The organism is Vreelandella sp. V005, assembly GCF_052645115.1.
Map to the genome: position 1 here is coordinate 186,252 of NZ_JBQXYA010000005.1, position 23,587 is coordinate 209,838.

A 23,587-nucleotide genomic window follows, 5' to 3' on the forward strand; every position below is an offset into this window, starting at 1 on the left:
CGAAAACAGTGCCAAAAATAAAAAGGGGCAAAGACGATTAGCCTATGCCCCTATCGCTTGAGGGTGCCTTAGGTGACCCGCTGGCCAGGCGCTGCACCGGTATCCGGCGACAGTAGGTAGATGCCTTCTTCGTTGGCCGAAGCTAATACCATCCCTTCAGACATTCCAAAGCGCATTTTACGCGGCGCTAGGTTGGCAACCATGACGGTCAAGCGACCCTCCAGCGCTTCCGGCGCATAAGCGGAACGAATGCCGGAGAAGACATTGCGCGTTTCGCCGCCCAGGTCGAGCGTCAATTGTAGCAGTTTATCCGCCCCTTCCACGTACTGAGCCTGGATGATGCGGGCAATCCGCAGATCCACCTTGGCAAAGGCAGCAAAATCGATTTCAGCAGCGATCGGGTCCTCCGCCAGCGGGCCTTTAGGCGTTTCTTTCAATTTTTGCTCTTCCACTAAATCTTCCTTCGACGCTTCAATCATAGCGTCGATTTTATCGCGCTCAACACGGGTCATGAGCGGTTTGAATTTATTGATCGAATGATCGGTAAGTACGCTTTGACGAGTGTGCCAGTCCAAGGACTCAACATTAAGGAACGCACGCGCCTCTTCAGCCATGGCGGGTACCACTGGGGCTAGATACACCATCAGCTGGCGGAACAGGTTAATGCCTACCGAGCATATTTCATGGACTTCTGCATCGCGGCCTTCCTGTTTAGCCAGTGCCCAGGGCTCTTTCTCCGCAATATAAGTGTTGGCTTCGTCAGCCAGTTCCATAATTTTGCGCATTGCCCGGCTAAATTCACGGGCTTCAAAGTCTTCGGCAATATCGTCCCCGGCGGCAATAAAGCGAGCGACCATTTGTGGTTCTGCGCAGTGGTTAGAGAGCGTTCCGCCGCCGATTTTCTTAACAAAGCCAGCACAGCGACTGGCAATGTTGACGACTTTGCCGACCAAATCTGAATTTACCCGGGCGGCAAAATCATCCAAATTCAAATCCAGGTCATCGACTTTGGAGGTGAGCTTGGCCGCAAAGTAGTAGCGCAAGTATTCCGGATTGAGGTAATCGGCGTAGGTCGCTGCTTTAATGAACGTGCCGCGGGATTTCGACATCTTGGCGCCGTCCACAGTCAAAAAGCCATGGCAGTTAACCGCGGTGGGCGTGCGTAAGTCAGCGCCGTGCAGCATGGCGGGCCAGAACAGCGCGTGGAAGTAGACGATATCTTTGCCGATGAAGTGGTATACCTCAGCATCAGAACTCTTGTTCCAATAGCTGTCGAAATCAATCCCTTCACGGTCGCACAAATTCTTGAAGCTAGCCAGATAGCCAATCGGCGCATCCAGCCATACGTAGAAGTATTTGCCGGGCGCATCCGGGATTTCAAAGCCAAAGTAGGGTGCGTCGCGGGAAATATCCCACTCATTAAAGCCCGATTCGAACCACTCCATTAGCTTGTTGCGGATTTGCGGTTGCACATGGCCGTCATCGATCCAGCGCTGTAAAAAGCCGGCAAAGTCGGGCAGTTTAAAGAAGTAGTGAGTGGATGTACGTACTTCAGGTGTGGCACCCGATATCGCCGAGACAGGATTGATCAAGTCAGCGGGCGTGTAAGTGGCGCCACACTTCTCGCAGTTATCGCCGTACTGATCATCAGAACCGCATTTGGGGCAGGTGCCTTTGATAAAGCGATCGGCTAAAAACAAGCCTTTCTGCGGGTCATACATCTGCTCGATATCACGCGTGGCAATATGGCCTTTGTCGCGAAGACGCTTATAAATCATTTCGCTGAAGTGGCGATTTTCAACGGAATGGGTCGAGTGGTAATTATCGAACCCAACGCCAAAACGGGCAAAATCGGTTTGGTGATCTTCGGCCACTCGTTCAATCAGTGCTTCTGGCGTAATACCTTCCTGCTCGGCGCGCAGCATGATGGCGGTGCCATGCGCGTCATCAGCACATACGTAGTAGCACTGTTGGCCACGGCTTTTCTGGAAACGAACCCAGATGTCCGTCTGAATATATTCAAGAAGATGACCGAGGTGAATGGCTCCGTTGGCGTAAGGGAGCGCGCTAGTCACCAAAATGTTGCGCGTGGCGGTAGTAGACATGGTGAAGGTTTATTCCAAGTGAATATAAGGATCGTTCGAGCGTTAACAAATAAAGACGGCGAAGTCGCTGAAAGCGCTTCGCCGATAACAGGGCGCTTAACAACGCTTAATAGAGTGCTTGCTCTTCTTGAACCACTTCGCGTAGCAGTTCTAAAAAGAGTTTATCAGCCTCAGAGTGCTCAGTTGGGTCTTCCGGGATATGCACGCTGGTGGTGTCGGAAATTTCGTTAGCAATGCGCGCCATCGCCGCGGGGCTATTACCATCTGTCAGCTGCTGGCGAGCAATCGTTAAGGATTGCTCGAGGATTTTGGGGTCTTGTAGCAGCTTGCGAATAAAGCCACGTAGCTCGTTGATGACACGTGTTTTCTGAATTTCTGAACCGGACATGGGAGTCTCCTAGGGATCACGGTCGACGGCAGCGCCAAGCGGAACCAATCAATGCGTTGACCATAGCATTTTTTCGGCCAACGGGCATGAGTTGCCTGGTAGAAAAATGACCACCAACAACGGCAGATTAAAGCGCTGATTCCGTGCGCTGATTTATCGCGCCGAATTAGAGCGTTAGACGACCCGCCTTATGCTTGACAGGGTTGGCGTACTGGGCAAGCCAGTAGGGGCGTAATGCCTCTGGTACCTCGGCAAGCCGCGCATTAAAGCGCTCTCTGTCTTGGCGTGTAATGGCTTTGCGGGCCACCAATTCAGGCGCTTCACCCAATGCCTCAAGGGCCAGGTAGTGACTCGGAAACAGGCGATAGCCACCGATAACCTGCCGGTCGATCTCAGCCGCTACTTCATCGGGGGTAGCCATATCAGCGCCCACCGGCGTGCCGAAGTGCAGCCGTACGCGTCCTTTCGAGCCAGTGATGCCCGCAACAATGGAGCGAATATCTTCAAACTCGCCTTTTGCGTAGCTGCCCTGGGTATCAATATCGTGCAGCTCTTGGGCCTTTTGCACATCGCAGGGATCATACTCATAGCTAATCGATACCGGCACCAGCTTCAGTTCAGCAATGGCGTCGCCGAAAACCATATCCCGCTCTGCCGCCCGTCTAGCCATAATCAGCATTTTGATAATGGCGGGCTCGGTGTGGTCGATGCCATTCTTGGCTCGGCCTTCGCGCTGCGCCATCCAAATCGAGTGCTGGTCTTCAGTAATCGTATGGCGAATATAGGCGGAAAGTTGCTGATATGCGGCCAGCATGGCGCGCTTGCCCCGGGCGCTGCGCGGTACGATAAAGCTTTTGTTGAGCCGCATCAGGTCGGTGACGTAGGGCTTTTTAAGCAGGTTGTCACCGATGGCGATACGCACGGTGTCTCGATTTGCTTGGTACAGCGCATAGTTGACGAAAGCTGGGTCCAGCGAGATATCCCGGTGGTTACCGATAAACAGGTAAGCACTGTTGGGGTCGAGCTTATCGAGGCCAGTCACTTCAAAGGCATCGGTAGTGGTACGAATCATGCGCTCCATATAGTGCGCAATACGCATTTGAAATTCGTAAACCGATGAAACATCTTTGACTTCACGGCGCACGGCGCGGCTGGCAAAGCCACGTGCCAGCGAGGGCGCCCAGCGTGCCAGGCGCGGGAGCCGAAAGCGGGTAAGCGCATCGAGCAGCTCGTTATCGCGAGAGAGCCTAGCGAGAACAGCGGCCACTTCATGGTCCATAAAGGGACGAATATCGGCCCATGAGTCTGTTTCGTTTGCGGCGTTGGTAGCGTTATTGTGATGAGTCATGCGAACCGTTGGATGAAAAACCGTTGGTGATTAGGAATAGGTGTGAATCATTAGCACCGAGGCGCAAAGCTATAGAACCCTTTATTGCGCAGCGGGTTCCCGCTGTGTCTCGCCACCGAGCCACTCTATCAAACGTGGAATGTCAGTAGATAAGGCTTGTGCCATTAAAATAAAGTCGGTCTCCAGGCGAGCAAGTGCGTCATCGCCATCGTCTGCGTGGTCGGCTTCTTCGATAAGCGCATCGCCAAAGCGCAATGATTTCAGTGCCAAATCATCGTGAAGCACAAAGCTCAAGCGTCCTTCCAGGCTCACCGCGAGCTTGCTGGCCTGTCGACCGCTTTCTAATAGCTGTTGGATCTCATCGCTATCCAGGTCGACTTGGCGCGCGCGGAGCACACCGTCATCGCCTTTGGCTTTTAGCTCAACTTGGTCACCAAGCTGCAGGTCGGCAGGACGGCTCGCTGCGTCACCCAGCCAAGTGGTCATGGCGCGAATGGGCAGTGTTTGTGAACTCAGCGGGGTAACTTTCAAGCTGCCTAGCGTCTCGCGAAGTAGGTCAAGAATGTCTTCGGCGCGGGTGCGCGAGCTGGCATTGATGGCGATCATCTGGCCATTCACGTCCCACCAGAGATCCACTTTCTGGCTGCGAACAAAGGCGCGGGGCAGGAGATCTTCTGTGACCTGCTCTTTGAGCGCGGTTTTCTCTTTGCGCGTCACCTTGCGGCTTTCACTGGCTTCGATATCAGCCACCAGCTCGTCAACTTCTTCTTTGACGACAGACGCTGGCAGCAGCCGTTCTTGGCGCAGTGCTGAAAGCAGGCGGTGTGATTGAATTTCATGAACGAGCTGCCCTGCACCCAGGCGACCTGCGGGAGCGGTCCATCCCAGGCGGCGTGCATCGGCGTTGCCAAGTGGTTTGGCGGCATGCTCTTGTAAGGCGCTAGCGAGCGCATCGCTGGATAACGTGGGCGCGTCGTGCAGGCGATATAAATGCAGGTGCTTAAACCACATGAGGCCAATCCTGTTTAAAAGGTGGCACATTATGGCGAAAGAGGGGCATTCCTACCAGCGTGCTACTGCCAATCCCTATTGTTGCGTGTGTTTCAAACTTGTGTTTGATTAAGAGTTTGCTAGCTACAGACACAGGCTGGCAGCTCACAGCATTTTTAACGGAACATGAGGAGCGCTTATGAGTGCATCGCTATCGCGGGTTCAGTTGCGCGTACGTGGCTATCACCTGGATGGCTACGGGCACGTGAATAACGCCCGGTACTTGGAGTTTATGGAAGAGGGCCGTTGGGATTTTTTTGACCAGCACCCGGCAATGATCAAGCAGCTCCACCAAGCTGGGCGGGCATTTGTGGTCGTCAATTTGAATATCGATTATTTGGCGGCGGCCCGTCACGGCGATGATCTTGAAATAGTCACGGGCATTGTTGAGGTGGGTGAGCGTAGCGGGCTTTGCCATCACCGTATCGTGCGTAAAGACGGTACCGTGATCGCCCAGGCGGATTTGACCTTCGTACTGCTGGATATGCGGGCTAATAAAGCCGCTGTCATCGAAGGAGATGTCCGTGATGCGTTAACGGCGTTAACCTTGCCGAAAGAGGCATTTACCCTCTAAAACGCTTTGGTGAGCTCCCTGGCTGCCCTTGCTGCTTTTGCGGTGGTATGATGGCAGAGTATTTGCGCGCCGTTCTATCGTAGTTAATAGGGCGGTGTTTTTTAGCGCTTTCAACTCTCGCAGTGCCAATGCAGTGCAAAGGATCTGACTTTCATGGGTGACATCGCCAGAGAAATCTTGCCCGTCAATATTGAAGACGAGCTTAAACAGTCGTATCTCGACTATGCGATGAGCGTCATTATCGGTCGCGCGCTTCCAGATGTGCGGGATGGCCTTAAACCGGTTCACCGGCGTGTGCTGTTTGCCATGCATGAACTGGGTAATGATTGGAATAAACCGTACAAGAAGTCGGCGCGTGTCGTCGGCGATGTCATCGGTAAATACCATCCGCACGGCGATAGCGCGGTTTACGATACTATCGTACGGATGGCGCAGCACTTTTCGATGCGCCATGTCCTGGTCGACGGCCAGGGTAACTTCGGTTCTATTGATGGGGATAACGCAGCCGCCATGCGTTATACCGAGGTGCGCATGTCGCGCCTTGCCCACGAACTGCTCGCTGACCTGGAAAAAGATACCGTCGATTGGGTGGATAACTACGACGGTACCGAGCGTATCCCCGCCGTATTGCCTACCAAAGTACCTAACCTGCTGATCAACGGCTCGTCGGGTATCGCGGTCGGTATGGCGACCAATATCCCACCGCATAATATGCGTGAAGTGATTGACGGCTGTTTGGCTTTGATCGACGACTACACGCTGTCGGTGGATGATTTGATGGAGTACATCCCGGGCCCTGACTTCCCCACCGGCGCTATCATCAATGGCCGTGCGGGTATTTTGTCGGCGTACCGTACCGGGCGTGGGCGTATTTATGTGCGTGCTTGTCATACCATTGAGCATCACGACAAAACCGGTCGCGATCACATCATCATCACCGAGCTGCCTTACCAGGTGAACAAGGCACGGTTGATCGAGAAGATCGCCGAGCTGGTAAAAGAGAAGAAGATCGAAGGCATCGCCGAATTGCGCGATGAGTCTGACAAAGATGGCCTGCGCGTGGTGATTGAGATCAAGCGCGGTGAGTCCGGCGAAGTCGTGGTCAATAACCTGTTTGCTCAAACACAGCTGCAGAACGTGTTCGGCATTAACATGGTGGCGCTGGAGAATGGCCAGCCGCGTACGCTCAATCTTAAAGAGATGCTGGAAGCTTTTATTCGCCATCGTCGCGAAGTGGTGACCCGGCGTACGCTCTACGAGCTGAAAAAGGCCCGTGAGCGTGGGCATCTGTTGGAAGGCCTGGCTGTCGCGATCTCTAATATCGATGAAGTGATCGAGCTGATCAAAGCCTCGCCCAATGCGGCTGAGGCACGTGAAAAACTGCTCGATAAAACCTGGCAGCCCGGTCAAGTAACCGCGATGTTGGAGCGGGCTGGCGCTACTTCTTGCAAGCCAGAAGAGCTGGAAGAGGGGTTTGGTTTAAACACCGCCGCTACTACTTATCGTCTTTCGCCTGCCCAGGCGCAGGCGATTCTTGAGCTGCGTCTGCACCGCTTGACGGGTCTTGAGACCGAGAAGCTGCTCGATGAATATTTGACTATTCTCGAGAAAATTGCCGAGTTGACTGAGATTCTGGCCTCCGCCGACCGCTTGATGGAAGTGATTCGCGAAGAACTCCACGCGGTGCGTGATCAGTTTGGCGATGATCGCCGCACTGAGATTCAGGCTAGCCATCTTGATCTCTCGATGGAAGATTTGATCGCCGAAGAGGACATGGTCGTTACCGTGTCGCGCTCCGGCTATGCCAAAACCCAGCCGCTATCCGATTATCAGGCTCAGCGCCGTGGTGGCCGTGGTAAGTCTGCCACCGCCATGAAAGACGAAGATGTGATTGAGCACCTACTGGTCGCGTCCACGCACGATACCGTGCTGTTGTTCTCTAATCGCGGCAAGGTCTACTGGCTCAAGGTCTACGAAATGCCTAATGCCAGCCGCGGTTCGCGGGGTAAACCGCTAGTCAACATGCTGCCGCTGGAAGAGGGTGAGGCGGTTAACGCTATCTTGCCGGTACGTGACTACGATCCCGAGCACTATATCTTCTTTGCTACGGCTAAAGGCACCGTCAAACGGACGAGCCTTGAACAGTTCTCGCGCCCGCGCAGCGTGGGTCTTATCGCTATTGACCTGGAAGAGGGAGACCGCTTAGTTGGCGCTGCCATTACCACCGGTAATGATCACGCCATGCTGCTGTCTTCCAATGGCAAGGCGATTCGCTTCGAAGAGGGTAATGCCCGCGCCATGGGGCGTACTGCCCGCGGTGTGCGCGGTATGCGCTTGGCCGGTGACGCAGAAGTTATCAGTCTGATCATTCCCAAGAGCCAGCAGATTGACGCGGAAGCAGACGCCGACAGTGAATCGCAAGACGGCGGACAAGAGAGTGCGGTGACACAGTCGGCGGATGGTCAAATCTACATTATGACCGCCAGTGAAAATGGCTATGGCAAACGTACGCGGCTTGAAGAGTTCCCGCTGCGTGGCCGGGGTGGTCAGGGTGTTATCGCCATGCAAACCAGTGAACGTAATGGTTCGCTAGTGGCGGCGATGCAGGTTTATGACAGCGATGAAATGATGTTGATCACTGATCGTGGCACGCTCGTCCGCACCCGCGTAGAAGAGGTCTCAACTACCTCGCGTAATACCCAGGGCGTAATGCTGATTCGTCTTGGTAAAGAGGAGAAACTGGTCAAGACGGTACGTGTCGATGAGCCGGAAGAGAGCGATGAAATAAGCGTTCTTGAGGAAGTCAGCCCTGACGGCACCCAGCCCAGTGAATCATCCGATGACGCACAGGAAATAGGGTCCGATGACACGTCACTATAATTTCTGCGCAGGGCCAGCGGCCCTGCCAGTCGCCGTGCTTGAACGCGCCCAGGCAGAATTGCTGGACTTCCAGGGTCGTGGCCTTTCTGTGATGGAAATGAGTCACCGCAGCGATGAATTTGTCGCCATTGCTGAACGTGCTGAATCGGATTTTCGCCATCTGCTAGGCGTGCCAGATAACTATCGAGTGCTGTTTTTGCAGGGCGGTGCCAGCATGCAGTTTGCCATGCTGCCCATGAACCTGTTGGGGCAGGGTGGTAGCGGCAACTTTATCCAGACCGGCATCTGGGGCAAAAAAGCGCTTAGCGAGGCCAAACGGCTTGGGTTCGCCTGTCATGTGGCGGCTAGCAGTGAGGCTAACGGCCATATGATGGTGCCTCAACTGGATGAGATTGACGTCAGTGATGATGCTGCCTATTTGCACTACACCTCCAACGAAACCATTGGTGGTTTGGAATTCGACTATACACCTCACGTACAGCGCACCGATGGAGCTAATGTGCCGTTGGTGTGCGATATGTCGTCGAATATTCTTTCAGGGCCGATCGACGTCAGTGAATTTGGCGTGATTTACGCAGGGGCGCAGAAAAATATTGGCCCTGCGGGCCTAACAATGGTGGTTGTTCGCGACGACCTGGTAGGCAAAGCCCGCGCCACTATCCCTTCGTTGTTTGATTATAAAATGCTGGCGGAAGCGGGTTCGATGGTAAATACGCCGCCCACCTATGCCTGGTATTTGGCCGGTTTAGTATTCGAGTGGCTGAAAAACGATATCGGCGGGCTTGCTGAGATGGATGCTATGAATCAGCGTAAGGCCGATAAGCTTTACGCGGCGATTGATAGCAGTGCGTTTTATAGCAACCCAATTGCCAAGCACAACCGTTCGCGAATGAATGTGCCCTTTGTGTTAGCTGATTCGGCGCTGGATAAAGCGTTTTTACAGCAGGCCGATGCGGCGGGGCTGCTTAACTTAAAAGGCCATCGCAGCGTGGGCGGTATGCGCGCTAGCCTGTATAACGCGGTGCCTGAATCTGCCGTCGATGCGCTAATAGCTTTTATGGCCGATTTCGAACAAACAAGGGGCTAACACCATGTCCGACACGTCGATCAATCTGGATGAGCTGCGCCAGCGTATCGATCAACTCGATAGCGATATTCTGAATCTTATCAGTGAGCGCGCCAACTGCGCCCAGCAAGTGGCCCACGTTAAACTGGCCGAAGATAAAGATGCGGTGTTTTATCGCCCTGAGCGAGAAGCGCAGGTATTGCGGCGCATTATGGCGTTGAACAAGGGACCGCTTGATTCAGAAGAAATGGCGCGGTTATTCCGTGAAATAATGTCGGCGTGTTTGGCACTTGAGCAACCGGTTAAAGTGGCCTATTTGGGTCCTGAAGGTACCTTTACCCAGCAGGCGGCGCTCAAGCACTTTGGTGAAAGCGCGGTGAGCCTGCCCATGGCCGCCATTGACGAGGTGTTCCGTGAGGTTGAAGCGGGCGCCGTGCATTACGGCGTGGTGCCGGTGGAAAATTCCACCGAAGGGGTGGTCAATCACACCCTTGACACTTTCATGGACTCCTCCATCAAAATTTGCGGTGAAGTGGTGCTGCGTATTCACCATCATCTGCTGGTCAGTGAAACGACCCGCCGCGATAAAGTCTCGCGTATTTATTCGCACCCGCAATCCTTCGGTCAGTGCCGTAAATGGCTCGATGCGCACTACCCCCATGCGGAGCGTGTGCCGGTTTCCTCCAATGCCGAAGCGGCCAAGTTAGTAAAAACCGAGTGGCACAGTGCGGCTATCGCAGGCGATATGGCGGCTAAGCTTTATGGCCTTTCGCACATTGCGGAAAAAATTGAAGACCGCCCGGATAACTCCACGCGGTTCTTGATTATTGGTAACCAGGACGTGCCCATGGCGGGGGAAGATAAGACCTCCATAGTGGTTGCCATGCGTAACCAGCCGGGTACGCTGCATGCGCTGCTAGAGCCTTTCCATCGACACCAGATCGATTTAACCCGCCTTGAAACCCGTCCTTCGCGTACCGGTGTTTGGAACTACGTCTTTTTCATCGATTTCAAAGGCCATCGTGATGAACCCCGTGTTGCTGCGGTGCTGGAAGAAGTGCGCCTACGGGCGGCAGATCTACGGGTATTGGGTTCCTATCCCATCGGTGTGCTGTGACAATAATGGTTGAAAGGCACGTAAAAAAAACCGCTTGTCATGAGTCGCATCTGTTAATCGTTGGCTTGGGGCTAATTGGTGGTTCACTAGCAGCAGCGCTGCGCGCTTCCGGATTCCAGGGCCGTATTGTTGCCTGCGACCCTGATGATGGTGAGATCACCCGTGGTATTGAGATGGGCTTGATCGACGCTGGGGGCACTGTTCTAGCCGAGCAGGTGCGTGACGCTACCATGATAGTGCTGGCTGTGCCGGTGCTTGCTATGGAGCGTGTGATGATGGCGTTGGTAGAGGCGCTAGAGGGTGCGTCTCCCGATGTCGTGATTACCGATGTGGGTAGTACGAAAGCGACTATCCGCGCCTGTGCCGAGCGAGTGTTTGGCCAGGTACCCACCAATATGGTGCTAGGGCATCCGATTGCTGGTTCTGAAAAAAGCGGTGTTGCGGCGGCGAATCCACATCTCTACGTAAATCATAAAGTCATCCTGACGCCTGAGCCCAACGTGGACCGGTGCGCTTTACAGCGTGTGCGCTGCTTATGGGAAGCTTGTGGTGCTGACGTGCTGGAGATGGACGTCGAGCGGCATGACCAAGTATTGGCGCGTACCAGCCATTTGCCTCATTTATTGGCTTTTTCGTTGGTCGACACCTTGGCCCGCCAGGATGAGCGGCTAGATATTTTTCGCTACGCGGCGGGTGGCTTTCGTGATTTCACACGGATCGCCGGTAGTGACCCCGTTATGTGGCGAGATATTTTTATCGCCAATAGGCAGGCGGTACTAGCATCGCTGGATGATTTCGAGGCAGGGCTTTCTCGCTTGCGGCATGCGGTAGAAACCGGCGACAGTGATGCGCTGATTGCCACCTTTGATCGGGCGAGCCACGCTCGGCACTATTTCGACTCTTTATTGAACAAAACCAGCTATCAGGCGGAATATCATATGCAACCACAAGGTAAGGTCACCTACCGTGTGCAGCCGGGCGGTCAAGCTCAGGGGCGTTTGCGCGTGCCCGGCGATAAATCCATGTCTCACCGCTCTATTATGCTGGGCGCGTTGGCAGAAGGTACAACGGAAGTAAAAGGCTTTTTGGAAGGCGAAGACAGTCTGGCGACCCTGCAAGCGTTTCGTGAAATGGGCGTGGCGATTGAAGGGCCTCACCAGGGTCGAGTGACTATCCATGGTGTCGGTATGCAGGGCTTAAAAGCGCCTGCAGGTCCCCTGTATGTAGGTAACTCTGGTACCGCCATGCGGCTGTTTTCTGGGCTGCTGGCAGGTCAGGCCTTTGATAGTGAGCTGACCGGCGATGAGTCGCTGACCAAGCGTCCTATGGGGCGCGTGGCAGACCCGCTTCGCTTGATGGGCGCGACTATCGATACTGCTGAAGGAGGGCGACCGCCGCTGAAAATTCATGGTGGCGCTGCACTTAAGGGGATTGATTACGATATGCCCATGGCCAGTGCTCAGGTTAAATCCTGCCTATTGCTGGCGGGGCTCTACGCCGAAGGTGAAACCCGCGTACGTGAGCCGGCGCCTACCCGTGATCACACTGAGCGGATGCTCAATGGTTTTGGCTATACGGTAGCTCGCCAAGGTGATACTTGCTGGCTGCAGGGCGGCGGTAAGTTAACTGCTGGCCCGATCGATGTGCCTTCCGATATTTCCTCTGCCACTTTCTTTTTGGTGGCGGCGGCCATTACACCCGATTCTGATATCACTTTAGAGCACGTGGGGATTAACCCTACCCGCATCGGCGTTATCAATATTCTGAATTTGATGGGTGCCGATTTAACGCTTGAAAATGAGCGTGAGGTCGGCGGTGAGCCGGTGGCGGATATTCGTATCCGCTATGCGCCGCTGAAAGGGATCGATATTCCCGTTGATCAAGTCCCGTTAGCCATTGATGAGTTTCCCGCCCTCTTTATTGCTGCCGCTAACGCAGAAGGCGTGACCCGCCTAAGAGGCGCTGAAGAACTGCGCGTCAAAGAGTCTGATCGTCTTCAGGCGATGGCGGATGGCATGGCGATTCTGGGTGTTGAGCACACCCTGCTTGATGACGGTATCGATATTACCGGCAATGGCGATGCACATAAGGCTAGCTATGGAGGCGGTCGCATCGATAGCCTAGGTGATCACCGTATCGCCATGGCATTTGCGATTTCATCGCTACGGGCCAGCGCGGAAATTGAGATTGATGACTGCGCCAACGTGGCGACGTCCTTCCCGGATTTCGTTGAATTAGCGACCCGAATTGGTATGGGCGTTAATGTGGAGGGGGCGCATGAATGATCGTGGGGCCACGCTGACTGTGCCTGTTCTCACCATCGATGGCCCTGGCGGTGCGGGTAAAGGCACGATCAGCGGTTTAGTAGCAGAGCGTTTAGGCTGGCATTTGCTGGATAGCGGCGCGCTATATCGGCTGACGGCGCAAGCGGCTGTTAAGCATAACGTGGCCGTCGATGACGAATTAGGGCTGGCGAGTTTAGCCGAACAGCTGGATGTGGCATTCCCGGTCGAAGATGGTCAGCCCCGTACGCTGCTTGAGGGCGAAGATGTTGGCCAAGCGATTCGTACCGAGCAAGCCGGTGAGCGTGCTTCCCAAGTGGCGGCGCTACCTGCAGTGCGGCAGGCATTACTGCAACGTCAGCGTGATTTTTGCCAAAGCCCGGGATTGGTAGCCGATGGTCGTGATATGGGAACAGTGGTTTTTCCAGACGCGCCCCTCAAGATTTTTTTGACCGCAAGTGCCGATGAAAGAGCGCGTCGACGTTATCTGCAGTTGCAGGAAGCCGGGGTGAATGCTAGTCTTTCGAGTCTTTTGAAGGAGATTCAGGCACGCGATGCACGCGACATGCAGCGCAGCGTGGCCCCTCTCAAGCCGGCAGACGATGCCATTACGCTTGATACCACGCGTCTGAGCATACCGGAAGTGGTTGATCGATTGACCGAACTGCTCGCCCAAAGAGGGCTGGTAAGCGGCGTATGATTCTCCCTTGCGGCGCTTTTGGATAGGTGTCACGACGTGGCAGGGCACTAAACTCACATCGGTGAGCCCGGTCAGGTCTAACCAGCGTTAACACCCCCGAAAGCTGAGTGACATTAGGCCCGCACTTGCTGGTGGTGCGGAGAAGGCATTTATGCCTCAACAACGTAATTACGTAGGAACACCATGAGCGAAAGCTTTGCTGAGCTGTTTGAACAGTCTCTTAACGACATCAACATGGAGCCAGGCGCTATTGTCGCGGCTCAGGTTGTCGACATTGACGGTGACTGGGTTACTGTCAACGCTGGCCTGAAATCTGAAGGTCAAATCCCGGCGTCACAATTCCGCGATGAACACGGTAATCTTAACATCGCTATCGGTGACGACGTGCACGTTGCGCTGGAAGCCGTTGAAGATGGCTTTGGTGAGACGCGTCTGTCCCGTGAAAAAGCCAAGCGCGCAGAAGCTTGGAAGATTCTGGAAGCAGCCTTCGAGAAAGACGAAATCATCAAGGGCGTTATTAACGGTAAGGTTAAAGGCGGCTTCACGGTTGAAGTTGACTCTATCCGTGCCTTCTTGCCTGGTTCGTTGGTTGACGTTCGTCCGGTTCGCGACACTGCGCACCTTGAAAATAAAGAGCTGGACTTTAAAGTCATCAAGCTCGATCCGAAGCGCAACAACGTAGTAGTATCGCGTCGTGCGGTTCTGGAAGCAGAGAACAGTGCCGAGCGCGAAGCGCTGCTGGCAACTCTGCAAGAAGGCCAGCAGATCAAGGGTATCGTTAAGAACCTGACAGACTACGGCGCTTTCGTAGACCTGGGTGGTGTTGACGGCCTGCTGCACATTACCGATATGGCGTGGAAGCGTATTAAGCATCCGTCTGAAATCGTTGCTGTTGGCGACGAGATCAACGTCAAGGTTCTGAAGTTTGACCGTGAGCGTAATCGCGTTTCACTGGGTCTGAAGCAGTTGGGCGAAGATCCGTGGGTCAACATCAAAGAGCGTTATCCGGAAGGCATGAAAGTACACGCGGTCGTCACTAATCTGACTGACTACGGTTGCTTTGCTGAGCTGGAAGAGGGTGTCGAAGGTTTGGTTCACGTGTCTGAAATGGACTGGACCAACAAAAACATCCATCCGTCTAAAGTCGTTCAAGTCGGCGATGATGTTGACGTTATGGTGTTGGACATCGACGAAGAGCGTCGTCGTATTTCTCTGGGTATTAAGCAGTGTACTGCTAACCCGTGGGAAACCTTCAATACGGATTACAATAAGGGTGACCGCGTTTCAGGTACCATTAAGTCAATCACTGACTTCGGTATCTTTATCGGCCTAGAAGGCGGTATCGACGGTCTGGTTCACTTGTCTGATATTTCTTGGACTGATACCGGTGAAGAAGCCGTACGCAGCTTTAAGAAAGGTGACGAAGCTGAAGCCGTTATCCTATCGATTGATCCTGAGCGTGAGCGTATCTCGCTGGGTATCAAGCAGATGGATTCTGACCCCGTTGCTGAGTACTTGTCAGTCAACGATAAGGGCAGCATCGTAACGGGTCGCGTGATTGAAGTTGATGCTAAAGAAGCTCAAGTTGAATTGGCGACTGACGTTGTTGCTGTGCTGAAAGCATCTGAAATCAGTGCTGATCGCGTAGAAGACGCGCGTAATGTTCTGAATGAAGGCGATAGCGTCGAAGCGCGTATCGTTAGTGTTGATCGTAAGAGCCGTCAGATTAACCTGTCGGTTAAAGCGAAAGATCAAGACGATACACGCCAGAACCTGAAGAAAATGCGTGAGCAAGAGCCGGAAACAGCGGGTGGCCCGACCACTATCGGTGACTTGATCAAGCAGCAAATGGGCCAAGACTAATTGCTAATTAGTTATTGGTTTTAAAAAGCGCCGCCCTTATGGGCGGCGCTTTTGTTTGTATCAGATTGATTATCTCTATTCTACTAATGCAATACATAGTTCCACTGAGATTGTGAGGTGTTAGGGTTAAAACTTTTTAAATAGCAATTGTGTTTAAAAAAACGATTAGTAATTGGATGAAAATCAACTAGACTGTTGTCAGTTAGTCTTTTTACAGCAATAATGTCCTAGCATTCTGAACTCGTGGGAGCCATGGTCGTCAAGTTAGCGCCTAAACCAGTTGAGCCCCTTCAGTTGGACCACGTTCAGTTGGATACGATACTAAAGGAACCCCGATGTCATTACTTAATGAATATATCCAAAAAGAACAGCAGCTAAAGCAGCTCCAAGAAGACCTGCAACGCTTAGAAGGTGATCAGCGCTTAAAGAGTGAATTGGAATTTAAGGCCAAGCTTGAAGCGCTTATGAATGAGTTTGGCAAGCGTCCCAGTGACGTCATTGCTTTATTAGATCCGGCTTCTGACCAGCGTAGCCCTAAAACGACGGCAAGTGGCAATGCCCGCCGTAAGCGCCGTCTTAAGATTTACAAAAACCCTAAAACAGGGGAAGTCATCGAAACGCGCGGTGGCAATCATAAAGGCCTGCGTAGCTGGAAGGACGAGCATGGCGATGAGGCCGTCGAGTCCTGGCTAGTCCGTATGGAAGATTAATAGATTTAGTAGCCGGCATTTCTCTACAGGAATGCCGGTTTTTTATTGCCATGTGCTTAGTTATTCTGCCCTGCAATGTTATCCATCCAGCTGCCCCATTATCGGTATCCGAAGTTCCAAATTATTAGCTTTCCATAATACCTGAGGCGGGTGACCGCTTACGTGAAAACCATTTTGACTGTAAAGCAAATGGATAGGGTATGTATCAGCGCATCATAGAGATTCGCTAAATTGTCAAAGTGTGTACTTGAGCAGTAGTGGGTTGGAATATTCACTTGGCGGTAGGCTACTGGGAGTGCGATGTCTTGACCGTTATCTGTTTGATCTAGATATAGGCCCACATCGGTACGGTTGTGATGAATGTATTCATTATTAAGCGCATCGATTTTAACCGCTAATATATCAGGCAGCGCAATGATGGTCGTCGATCGCCCTAATCGTGCCTACAAGCAAGCTAGCTGCTCATTGTGATAGCTTGCTTCCCCGAGGGCTTGGATATGCTCGGGCGCTTGCTAGAGCCGCATTAGAATTATCTGGCGGTCGCTGATTTTTTCAATCTCAGTTTTATAGTGTTTACTGGGCATAGAAGATGCCAATGAGTTTTTGAGCATTTGGCACAAGTAACATGGATTAAATTGGTCGCGACGCTGAAATGCACGTGAGAAAGAAGAGTGGCTATGATAGCCACAACGTATCGCAATTTGCGCTATATTGAAGAGGCGTAAGTGCAAGTAATACGACCGCACGTTCCAGGCGCCTCTTTTTGCGCTAGGTGAAAAGTGAAAACATTGACGAAACCGGCGGCGGACTTGAGAAAACGAATAACCAATAGGGTTAGCAAAGTCCTCGATACCGAGTGACTTATCAAGTGTGTCCTGCAGCCAGATCTCAGCTCGTGTCATCGCGTTGAACATTGTCTGGCTTCTCATGCGTGAATGGTACAGGTCGTGCTTATTTCACCTGTAGTGCACTCTTCCGGTGCGTTAGTATCGGTAACCTAGTGAAGTATCTAGTCAGCGTTTAAATGAGCGTAGAATCTCTGTACAGGCTACTTGTAGGTATGGTGATGCACCGCATTAATTTTTGTGTCATCGCTAGCTGTGTCGTCATTACTTATAGTGTTGCTTTTATGCTGGCAACAGGGTGGCAAAGGCAAGTTTGCTCGTTAATTTTAGGGGTTTGTGCGTAGTTTTGCTAAAAAAGCTACGTTTGTAGTCATATCGACCATTTCAAGTAAGGTGTAGATGAAACATCGATGAAATATCAAAAGGTTCAAAAGCCGGTAGATGAACGCGAAAAGCTGCGCAAGTTTCGTGAATTAGATGATGCGTTTGCGGAGGCTTTGCGTCAGTTAGACGACCCTGAAAGCGATTTTGATATACCGACAGGTCCGCCTGTCAGGTCGCTTGCGGCATTAGAAAAAGAGGATGTAGAAACCAAACAGCAGGCGTTACAACTAGAGCAGGCGCGAGCGTTTAAACAGCGCTTTGATGCGTTGTTAAAAGAGTATGAAATAGAACAAGGCGATTTAGCTGAGCTAGTGGAAACATTACTTGGCTATGGATTGTGGCAGCAAGATCTCGTGCCAGGCAGCCAGCACCTTTAAAGTGCTGGGCATAACATAGATGCGCTACCGGTAGCGATAAATTCGCAAGCTGGGTAAAAATACGTCCTGCTCTAGTTTTTCATCGCGCCTACGGGCTCTTGTACGCGTGGTGGGGGGCTCTGAAGCGGGCAGGTTGATGTGGGGCAACTGCTGGTGGGTAGTGGGTACAAAAATTGGCATGGCGGCATTCAGCGCCTTTCGCGTATGACCATCTTCAAGTGGCTCGGTAAAAAAGAGATTGGCGCGCATAAGGGGCGCCTGGGTTTGTACTTGAGCGAGCACTTCGCTACTTGGGAGGCTAGCCAGTTTGCGAAGCTGAATCCGCACATGCGGTGCATCGGTATCGAGTTGCAATAGCTTCTTTTCAGCTTCTTGAACCGTTAGTCGCTTAATAGAGCGCCCGCTGCTATACCACGCAAAGCGAACGCGCGAAACAGGTGCTTCGGCGATCGGTAATTGACGCCAACTCTGCTTTAGATGCAAACGGGCAAGTCCAGTACGGCGTAATACGTCGTCAATATTGGGATGCCGTTTTGTTAAGCGATGTTTGGCGTCATTCAATGCCTGTGGAAAATCCTGTTTAACAGTTTGTAGCAGCTCAGCAAATCTTTTTTTGGCTTGGTTAACTTCACCTATCGCGGTAAGCAATTCTTCATCGGCTGCCACGATGGCGATGTAATTACGCGTTTCTCGACCGTCTTGATCTTGCGCATGCCACATATCGAAAAGCGCTTCGCGCAGCCAGTGGCGGGTAGGGGTGTTTTGATGGAAAACCCACGAAGCTGGCTGCTGCCGCTCGTAGAGCGAGACAGCGGCTTCAGTAGTGCCAATTAAATCGTCAAACTGCTGCTCCAACTGAAGCAGCAGGTGATAGGCTGAAGGCGAGGATGGTTCAGGCATGATCATCGTCATCTGGTTTGCCGGGCTGAATGCGCTAGATGTGCGGCCCGTTAGGTGAGCGGTGCATCTTTATCGGCTTGCGCCAGCAGCGTTTCTATATCGGCTTCATCCATCGCCGATTCGCCTGATATGCGATGGGACTCATCGGCCCAGGCACCCAAATCTAACAGCTGGCAGCGTTTACTGCAGAAAGGACGATACGTGCTTTCGGGCAGCCAAGGCACTCGCTTAGCGCAGTGAGGGCAATTAACTTCAAGCGGGGAATCATTTGCAGGGCGAACCATAAAAACTCCGATGGCAATATCAGGTGCTGTATTTTAGCAGTTAAGCAGATGACGAAAGTATTGGTCCAACTTAGCGACCTGCGCCATCATGCTGGCGTGGTCACGGCTGTTATCTATCACATCATCTGCTTGAGCTAACCGCTGTTCACGGGGAAGTTGGGCGGCGAGAATAGCATGCACTTGGCTCTCGCTCACCTCATCGCGTTGTAGGGTTCTTGCTACTTGTAGCGCTTGCGGCACATCGACAACGACAGTCCGGTTAACGAGTGCATTTTGGCCAGATTCAAACAGAAGAGGTGATACTAACAACACGTAGGGAGCACCGTGCGCTTTAAGCTGCGTTAAGTGCTGCGTTATTCGTTCTCTTATTTTGGGGTGTGTAACCGATTCCAGCCATAACCTTTGTTCTGGTTTTTTAAATATAATGTCACGTAGGGCAACACGGTTTAGCGTGCCATCGGAATGAATAACCTTTTCGCCAAAATGTTGCTTAATGGCCAATAGGGCTGGCTCCCCTGGTAACACAATTTCTCTGGCGACATCGTCGGCATCGACCCAGGCGGCACCGAGGGTTTCAAAGGCGCGGGCAACGGTCGATTTACCCGAGCCAATACCACCGGTTAATCCGATAATCATCTGCTGCCTCATATCGTTAGGTTATCATTACCATTGTGATTATTAGCGTCTTTTTCAATAGACAAGCTTTCAGATTAGCTAGCCTTTGCGTCATGAAATGTTAAATCAGTAGGCTGAGATAAAGCGCCATTAGTTCATCGCCGACCAATAACGCAATCCAACCAGCGAGCGCCAAAAAAGGCCCAAAGGGCAATGGTTTGCCACGTAAACGGGGGGCAAAGGCCTGAGCAGTCAAACCGACCATCGCGCCAAGCCCTGCTGAAAGTATCAAAATAAGCGGTAAAAAACTCCAGCCTAGCCAAGCCCCCAACGCTGCCAGCAGTTTAAAATCGCCAAAGCCCATGCCTTCTTTACCGGTGGTTAATTTAAATAACCAGTAAAAACTCCACAGAGAAAGATAGCCCACTATGACGCCAATCACCGCATCGGAGAGCATAAGTGGCTGGAAAAGAAGCTGGAAAAGCAAGCCTGCCCACAGCAGCGGTAGGGTCAGGACATCAGGCAATAGCTGAGTACGAAAATCGATAACAGCGAGCGCTAGCAATACCAGGCAAGCGCTATAAATGGATAGCGCCTCTAGGGTGGGGCCATGAAGCGCCAATACTGCTACGGCCAGTAGCCCGCCGACTAACTCCACTAGGGGATACTGAATACTTATGCGAGTGTTACACGCAGCGCATCGCCCGCCGCGTTTCAGCCAGCCCACTAGCGGAATATTGTCGTGCCAGGCAATCGCCGTCTCGCAACGTGGGCACAGGGAGCCTGGTGTGGCTAAATTGAAAGCCGGTGAGTGTTCATGTGCTAGCTCGAGGGCAGCCTGCGCCTCGCGGCGCCAATGGCGCATCAACATAACCGGGAGGCGCGTGATTACAACATTAAGGAAGCTGCCTAGGCATAGCCCAAAGAGTGCCACGATAAACCATACGATAAGCGGAGGGTGATGCATGTCGCTCCTTAGCGTTTTAATGCGTGGGTGGGCTTAGAGGGCAGACCCTAAGTCGAAAATGGGTAAATACATTGAAACAACTACGCCGCCGACCAGTACGCCTAACACCACAATAATAATCGGTTCCATGAGCGAAGTGAGAGCGTCGACTTTATTATCGACCTCTTCTTCGTAGTAATCGGCGACGCGGTTCAGCATGGCATCCAATGAGCCCGCTTCTTCACCAATACTCACCATTTGGATCGCCAAGGGGGGAAAGCGATTCGTCATTCGCATGGCGAAATGTAGCTGTTGCCCGGTCGCCACGTCTTGACGCGTTTGCACCACTGCGCGTTCATAGACTTTATTACCCGTGGCGCCGGCGGCGGTGTCTAAACCCTCGACTAATGGCACGCCAGAGGCAAAGGTGGTGGACAGGGTGCGTGAAAAACGAGCGATAGCAGACTTGTGCATAATGTCGCCAATGACGGGTAAGCGAAGCAGTAACGCGTGCATACGGTAGGCGATTTTAGGTGAGCGCTGAATACTGACTTTAAGCAGAATCACGCAAGCGATGACGGCCGCGAGCGCGACTAACCAATAGCGTTGAGCAAGCTCAGATAAATTTACTGTCACCTGGGTTAGCGCAGGCAGTTCAGCACCAAAGCTTTGAAACATGCTTTCGAATTCAGGTACTACCTTAATTAATAATAGCATGGTAACGGCGATGCCAATGGACATAACGGCAGAGGGATACCAAAGGGCTTTTTTTACCCGTGCTTTAAGCGATTCTACTTTCTCTTTATACGTCGCAATACGATCTAGCATTTGATCCAGCGCACCTGACTGCTCGCCAGCGTCGACGAGGTTTACAAACAGCCGATCAAAGTGTTTAGGGTGGCGACGTAGCGCATCAGAAAAACTAGCCCCCGAGGAGACGTCGCTCATCATATGCTGGACAAGGCTAACCATCGCCGGTTTTTTGAGGCTTTCCGCGACTACCTGCAACGCTTGTAGCAGCGGTATGCCAGCGCGAATCATGGTGGCCATTTGGCGCGCAAATACCATCACATCGGTTGGCTTGATGCGGCCACTGCCGCCCAAGTTGCCTTTTTTAGTGATGCGCTTAATGACGATATTCTGTTTGGCGAGTTCGGTGGCTACTTCGGCTTTGCTACGGCCAATCATCTCGCCGCTTAACAGCCTGTCTTGAGGGCCTTTACCTATCCATTTCCAGCGCGATAACTTAACAGTGGGCGCTTGGCGGCGACGTGCCGTTTTAGCCATGCCTTACTCCTTGCTTACTCGGTTAACCTCTTCCAGGCTGGTAATGCCCTGCATGACTTTCAATAAACCGCTGCGATGAAGGCTAGGGTAGCCCTCTTTGCGTGCTTGATGATCAATGTCTAGCGCATTGGCATCACGCATAATTAACTGACGCATGGCTTCTGTAATGGGCACTACTTCGTACATGCCAATACGGCCTTTATAACCATGGGTACAGTGTTTACAGCCTACTGGTTTGTAAATGGTGGCTTGGTGAATTTCTTCTGCATTAAACCCCTCTTTACGCAGCGCCTCGTGGGGAATATCAATCGGCTCCTTACAATGCATGCAGAGTTTACGTGCAAGACGTTGGGCAATAATCAGGCTCACCGCACTGGCGATGTTAAACGATGAAACGCCCATGTTAGCGAGGCGTGTAAGCGTTTCAGCAGCCGAGTTGGTGTGTACGGTAGATAACACTAGGTGGCCCGTTTGCGCAGCTTTGACGGCTATCTCGGCAGTTTCAAGGTCACGAATCTCGCCTACCATGACCACATCAGGATCCTGGCGTAGAAATGCACGCAACGCACTGGCAAAATCAAGGCCTATTTTGGGTAGCACGTTAACCTGATTGATGCCCGCCACTTTGATTTCCACCGGGTCTTCAGCGGTGCAAATATTGCGCTCTACTTTATTGAGGATGTTGATGCCGGTGTAGAGAGAGACCGTTTTACCGCTGCCTGTAGGGCCAGTGACCAAAATCATGCCCTGAGGCTGCTTCAACGCTTGCTCGTAGTGGCCACGCTGTTCATCGCTAAAGCCCAATTGCTCAATGCCAAGCTGGGCAGCGGTGGGGTCTAAAATCCGCAGTACTAGCTTTTCACCATAGACGGTCGGTAGCGAGTTAACGCGAAAATCGAGCGATCGCGTGCGTGATAGCTTGAGCTTGATGGCTCCATCCTGAGGTAAACGACGTTCCGAGATATCAAGTCGCGCCATGATCTTCAAGCGTGCGGCAATGCGGCTGCGCATGGCAAAAGGGGGGCGTGCCACTTCTATTAGCATGCCGTCAACACGAAACCGCACCCGGTAGAGCGTCTCATAAGGCTCAAAATGAATATCCGACGCGCCGCGGCGGATGGCATCTAAGAGTATCTTGTTTACAAACTTAACGATGGGAGCGTCCTCGCTATTCGAAGACTCTTCTAGCGGGACTTCGTTACCATCGTTACTTTGCACAACATTGAGTGCGCTGACCGCATCATCAATACCTTCGAGCTCATCGAGCATGCCGCGCTCATTTTGAGCTAAGTAGTTATTGAGCGTGGCCGTAATTTGTTCAACGGGGGCTAAAACACCTTCAACGCTTAGGCCGGTAGCAAATTGTAATTCATCCAATTGCGTTAATGTTGCAGGATAAGGCACTGCGACAGTGAGACGATGGCCATGGCGTGCTAACGGCAGCACATTAAGGCTCTGCAGCACTTTAATAGGGTAATCGGAGGCGGGCGGTAGAGTATTCAGGCGCATTGCCTCTAAATTGATCACCGGTAGCCCATACTCCCAACCAGCAGCCACGGTCGCTTTAATAGGATCAACCAAGCTGCTTTCGATAACATACTGAAGAAATGAAATCTCTAAATCAGAGGCCGTGGATTCAGCTGTGGCGGCTTGGGCATCGGTCAGCAGGCTGTGTTTTACCAAGCGCAGGGCAATGCCGCGTAGGCCACCGCGAGCAGCGGCGTGACTAAGAGTCGATTCAAAAGGGGGGTGGCTCATTCATTAGACCTGTTTGTACATCGGCGTAGGCTTACTACTTGTACCATAAACTAGCGTTTACAGGCATTAAATGCCTAGTCATCAAGATATGCTCAAGAAGTAGGAAGC

The 23,587-nt window shown here is 52.4% G+C and carries 19 protein-coding genes; 9 read left to right on the forward strand and 10 right to left on the reverse strand.

Features of this window, described 5'->3' with window-relative positions; genetic code table 11:
- Window positions 1-68 precede the first annotated feature (68 nt).
- From metG to ACUN8H_RS13465, 4 genes are all read right to left on the reverse strand, one after another.
- Window positions 69-2,105 carry a methionine--tRNA ligase gene (gene metG / locus ACUN8H_RS13450; RefSeq protein WP_445532581.1) on the reverse strand — a complete coding sequence of 679 codons (2,037 nt, stop codon included), beginning with the start codon at window positions 2,103-2,105 and terminating at the stop codon, window positions 69-71.
- Window positions 2,106-2,211: 106 nt separating this feature from the next.
- Entirely contained in the window at window positions 2,212-2,493 is a 282-nt protein-coding gene (locus ACUN8H_RS13455; protein WP_445532582.1) for a hypothetical protein, read from the reverse strand.
- Window positions 2,494-2,659: 166 nt separating this feature from the next.
- Window positions 2,660-3,841: a 1-acyl-sn-glycerol-3-phosphate acyltransferase gene (locus ACUN8H_RS13460; protein WP_445532583.1), complete on the reverse strand. Its 1,182-nt coding sequence runs from the start codon at window positions 3,839-3,841 to the stop codon at window positions 2,660-2,662.
- Between the two features lie 81 nt (window positions 3,842-3,922).
- Window positions 3,923-4,852 (reverse strand): recombination-associated protein RdgC, encoded by a 930-nt coding sequence (locus ACUN8H_RS13465; protein ID WP_445532584.1) that lies wholly within the window; start codon window positions 4,850-4,852, stop codon window positions 3,923-3,925.
- 178 nt (window positions 4,853-5,030) lie between these two features.
- Here ACUN8H_RS13465 and ACUN8H_RS13470 point away from each other — a divergent pair, with 178 nt between their 5' ends.
- The 9 genes from ACUN8H_RS13470 (at window position 5,031) to ACUN8H_RS13510 (ending at window position 17,689) form a co-directional block, all read left to right on the forward strand.
- Window positions 5,031-5,465 (forward strand): acyl-CoA thioesterase, encoded by a 435-nt coding sequence (locus tag ACUN8H_RS13470; RefSeq protein WP_445532585.1) that lies wholly within the window; start codon window positions 5,031-5,033, stop codon window positions 5,463-5,465.
- Between the two features lie 153 nt (window positions 5,466-5,618).
- Window positions 5,619-8,345, forward strand: a complete 2,727-nt coding sequence (gene gyrA / locus ACUN8H_RS13475; protein WP_445532586.1) for a DNA gyrase subunit A — start codon at window positions 5,619-5,621, stop codon at window positions 8,343-8,345.
- Window positions 8,329-9,432 (forward strand): 3-phosphoserine/phosphohydroxythreonine transaminase, encoded by a 1,104-nt coding sequence (serC, locus tag ACUN8H_RS13480; RefSeq protein ID WP_445532587.1) that lies wholly within the window; start codon window positions 8,329-8,331, stop codon window positions 9,430-9,432. The genes gyrA and serC overlap by 17 nt, the downstream gene beginning before the upstream one ends.
- A gap of 4 nt (window positions 9,433-9,436) precedes the next feature.
- Window positions 9,437-10,528: a prephenate dehydratase gene (pheA, locus tag ACUN8H_RS13485; RefSeq protein WP_445532588.1), complete on the forward strand. Its 1,092-nt coding sequence runs from the start codon at window positions 9,437-9,439 to the stop codon at window positions 10,526-10,528.
- 5 nt (window positions 10,529-10,533) lie between these two features.
- Window positions 10,534-12,813 carry a bifunctional prephenate dehydrogenase/3-phosphoshikimate 1-carboxyvinyltransferase gene (locus tag ACUN8H_RS13490; protein WP_445532589.1) on the forward strand — a complete coding sequence of 760 codons (2,280 nt, stop codon included), beginning with the start codon at window positions 10,534-10,536 and terminating at the stop codon, window positions 12,811-12,813.
- A complete protein-coding gene (gene cmk / locus ACUN8H_RS13495) occupies window positions 12,806-13,510 on the forward strand; it encodes a (d)CMP kinase (RefSeq protein WP_445532590.1) in 705 nt (234 codons plus the stop codon). The genes ACUN8H_RS13490 and cmk overlap by 8 nt, the downstream gene beginning before the upstream one ends.
- Before the next feature lie 183 nt (window positions 13,511-13,693).
- A complete protein-coding gene (gene rpsA, locus ACUN8H_RS13500; protein WP_445532591.1) occupies window positions 13,694-15,373 on the forward strand; it encodes a 30S ribosomal protein S1 in 1,680 nt (559 codons plus the stop codon).
- Between the two features lie 335 nt (window positions 15,374-15,708).
- Window positions 15,709-16,083, forward strand: coding sequence for a histone-like nucleoid-structuring protein, MvaT/MvaU family (locus ACUN8H_RS13505; RefSeq protein ID WP_445532592.1), 375 nt, complete (start codon window positions 15,709-15,711; stop codon window positions 16,081-16,083).
- 1,255 nt (window positions 16,084-17,338) lie between these two features.
- On the forward strand, window positions 17,339-17,689 hold the full coding sequence (locus ACUN8H_RS13510; protein WP_445532593.1) for a hypothetical protein: 351 nt from the start codon (window positions 17,339-17,341) through the stop codon (window positions 17,687-17,689).
- A 24-nt stretch (window positions 17,690-17,713) separates the two neighbouring features.
- Here ACUN8H_RS13510 and ACUN8H_RS13515 read toward each other — a convergent pair whose 3' ends face one another.
- The 6 genes from ACUN8H_RS13515 to pilB form a co-directional block, all read right to left on the reverse strand.
- Window positions 17,714-18,589 (reverse strand): DNA replication terminus site-binding protein, encoded by an 876-nt coding sequence (locus ACUN8H_RS13515; RefSeq protein ID WP_445532594.1) that lies wholly within the window; start codon window positions 18,587-18,589, stop codon window positions 17,714-17,716.
- Window positions 18,590-18,639: 50 nt separating this feature from the next.
- Complete coding sequence (yacG, locus tag ACUN8H_RS13520; RefSeq protein ID WP_445532595.1) at window positions 18,640-18,873, reverse strand: DNA gyrase inhibitor YacG; 234 nt, start codon at window positions 18,871-18,873, stop codon at window positions 18,640-18,642.
- Between the two features lie 33 nt (window positions 18,874-18,906).
- Window positions 18,907-19,509 carry a dephospho-CoA kinase gene (coaE, locus tag ACUN8H_RS13525; protein ID WP_445532596.1) on the reverse strand — a complete coding sequence of 201 codons (603 nt, stop codon included), beginning with the start codon at window positions 19,507-19,509 and terminating at the stop codon, window positions 18,907-18,909.
- Window positions 19,510-19,609: 100 nt separating this feature from the next.
- Window positions 19,610-20,455, reverse strand: coding sequence for a prepilin peptidase (locus ACUN8H_RS13530; protein ID WP_445532597.1), 846 nt, complete (start codon window positions 20,453-20,455; stop codon window positions 19,610-19,612).
- Window positions 20,456-20,488: 33 nt separating this feature from the next.
- Window positions 20,489-21,721 carry a type II secretion system F family protein gene (locus ACUN8H_RS13535; protein WP_445532598.1) on the reverse strand — a complete coding sequence of 411 codons (1,233 nt, stop codon included), beginning with the start codon at window positions 21,719-21,721 and terminating at the stop codon, window positions 20,489-20,491.
- 3 nt (window positions 21,722-21,724) lie between these two features.
- Window positions 21,725-23,479 carry a type IV-A pilus assembly ATPase PilB gene (pilB, locus tag ACUN8H_RS13540; protein WP_445532599.1) on the reverse strand — a complete coding sequence of 585 codons (1,755 nt, stop codon included), beginning with the start codon at window positions 23,477-23,479 and terminating at the stop codon, window positions 21,725-21,727.
- Window positions 23,480-23,587: the final 108 nt, after the last annotated feature.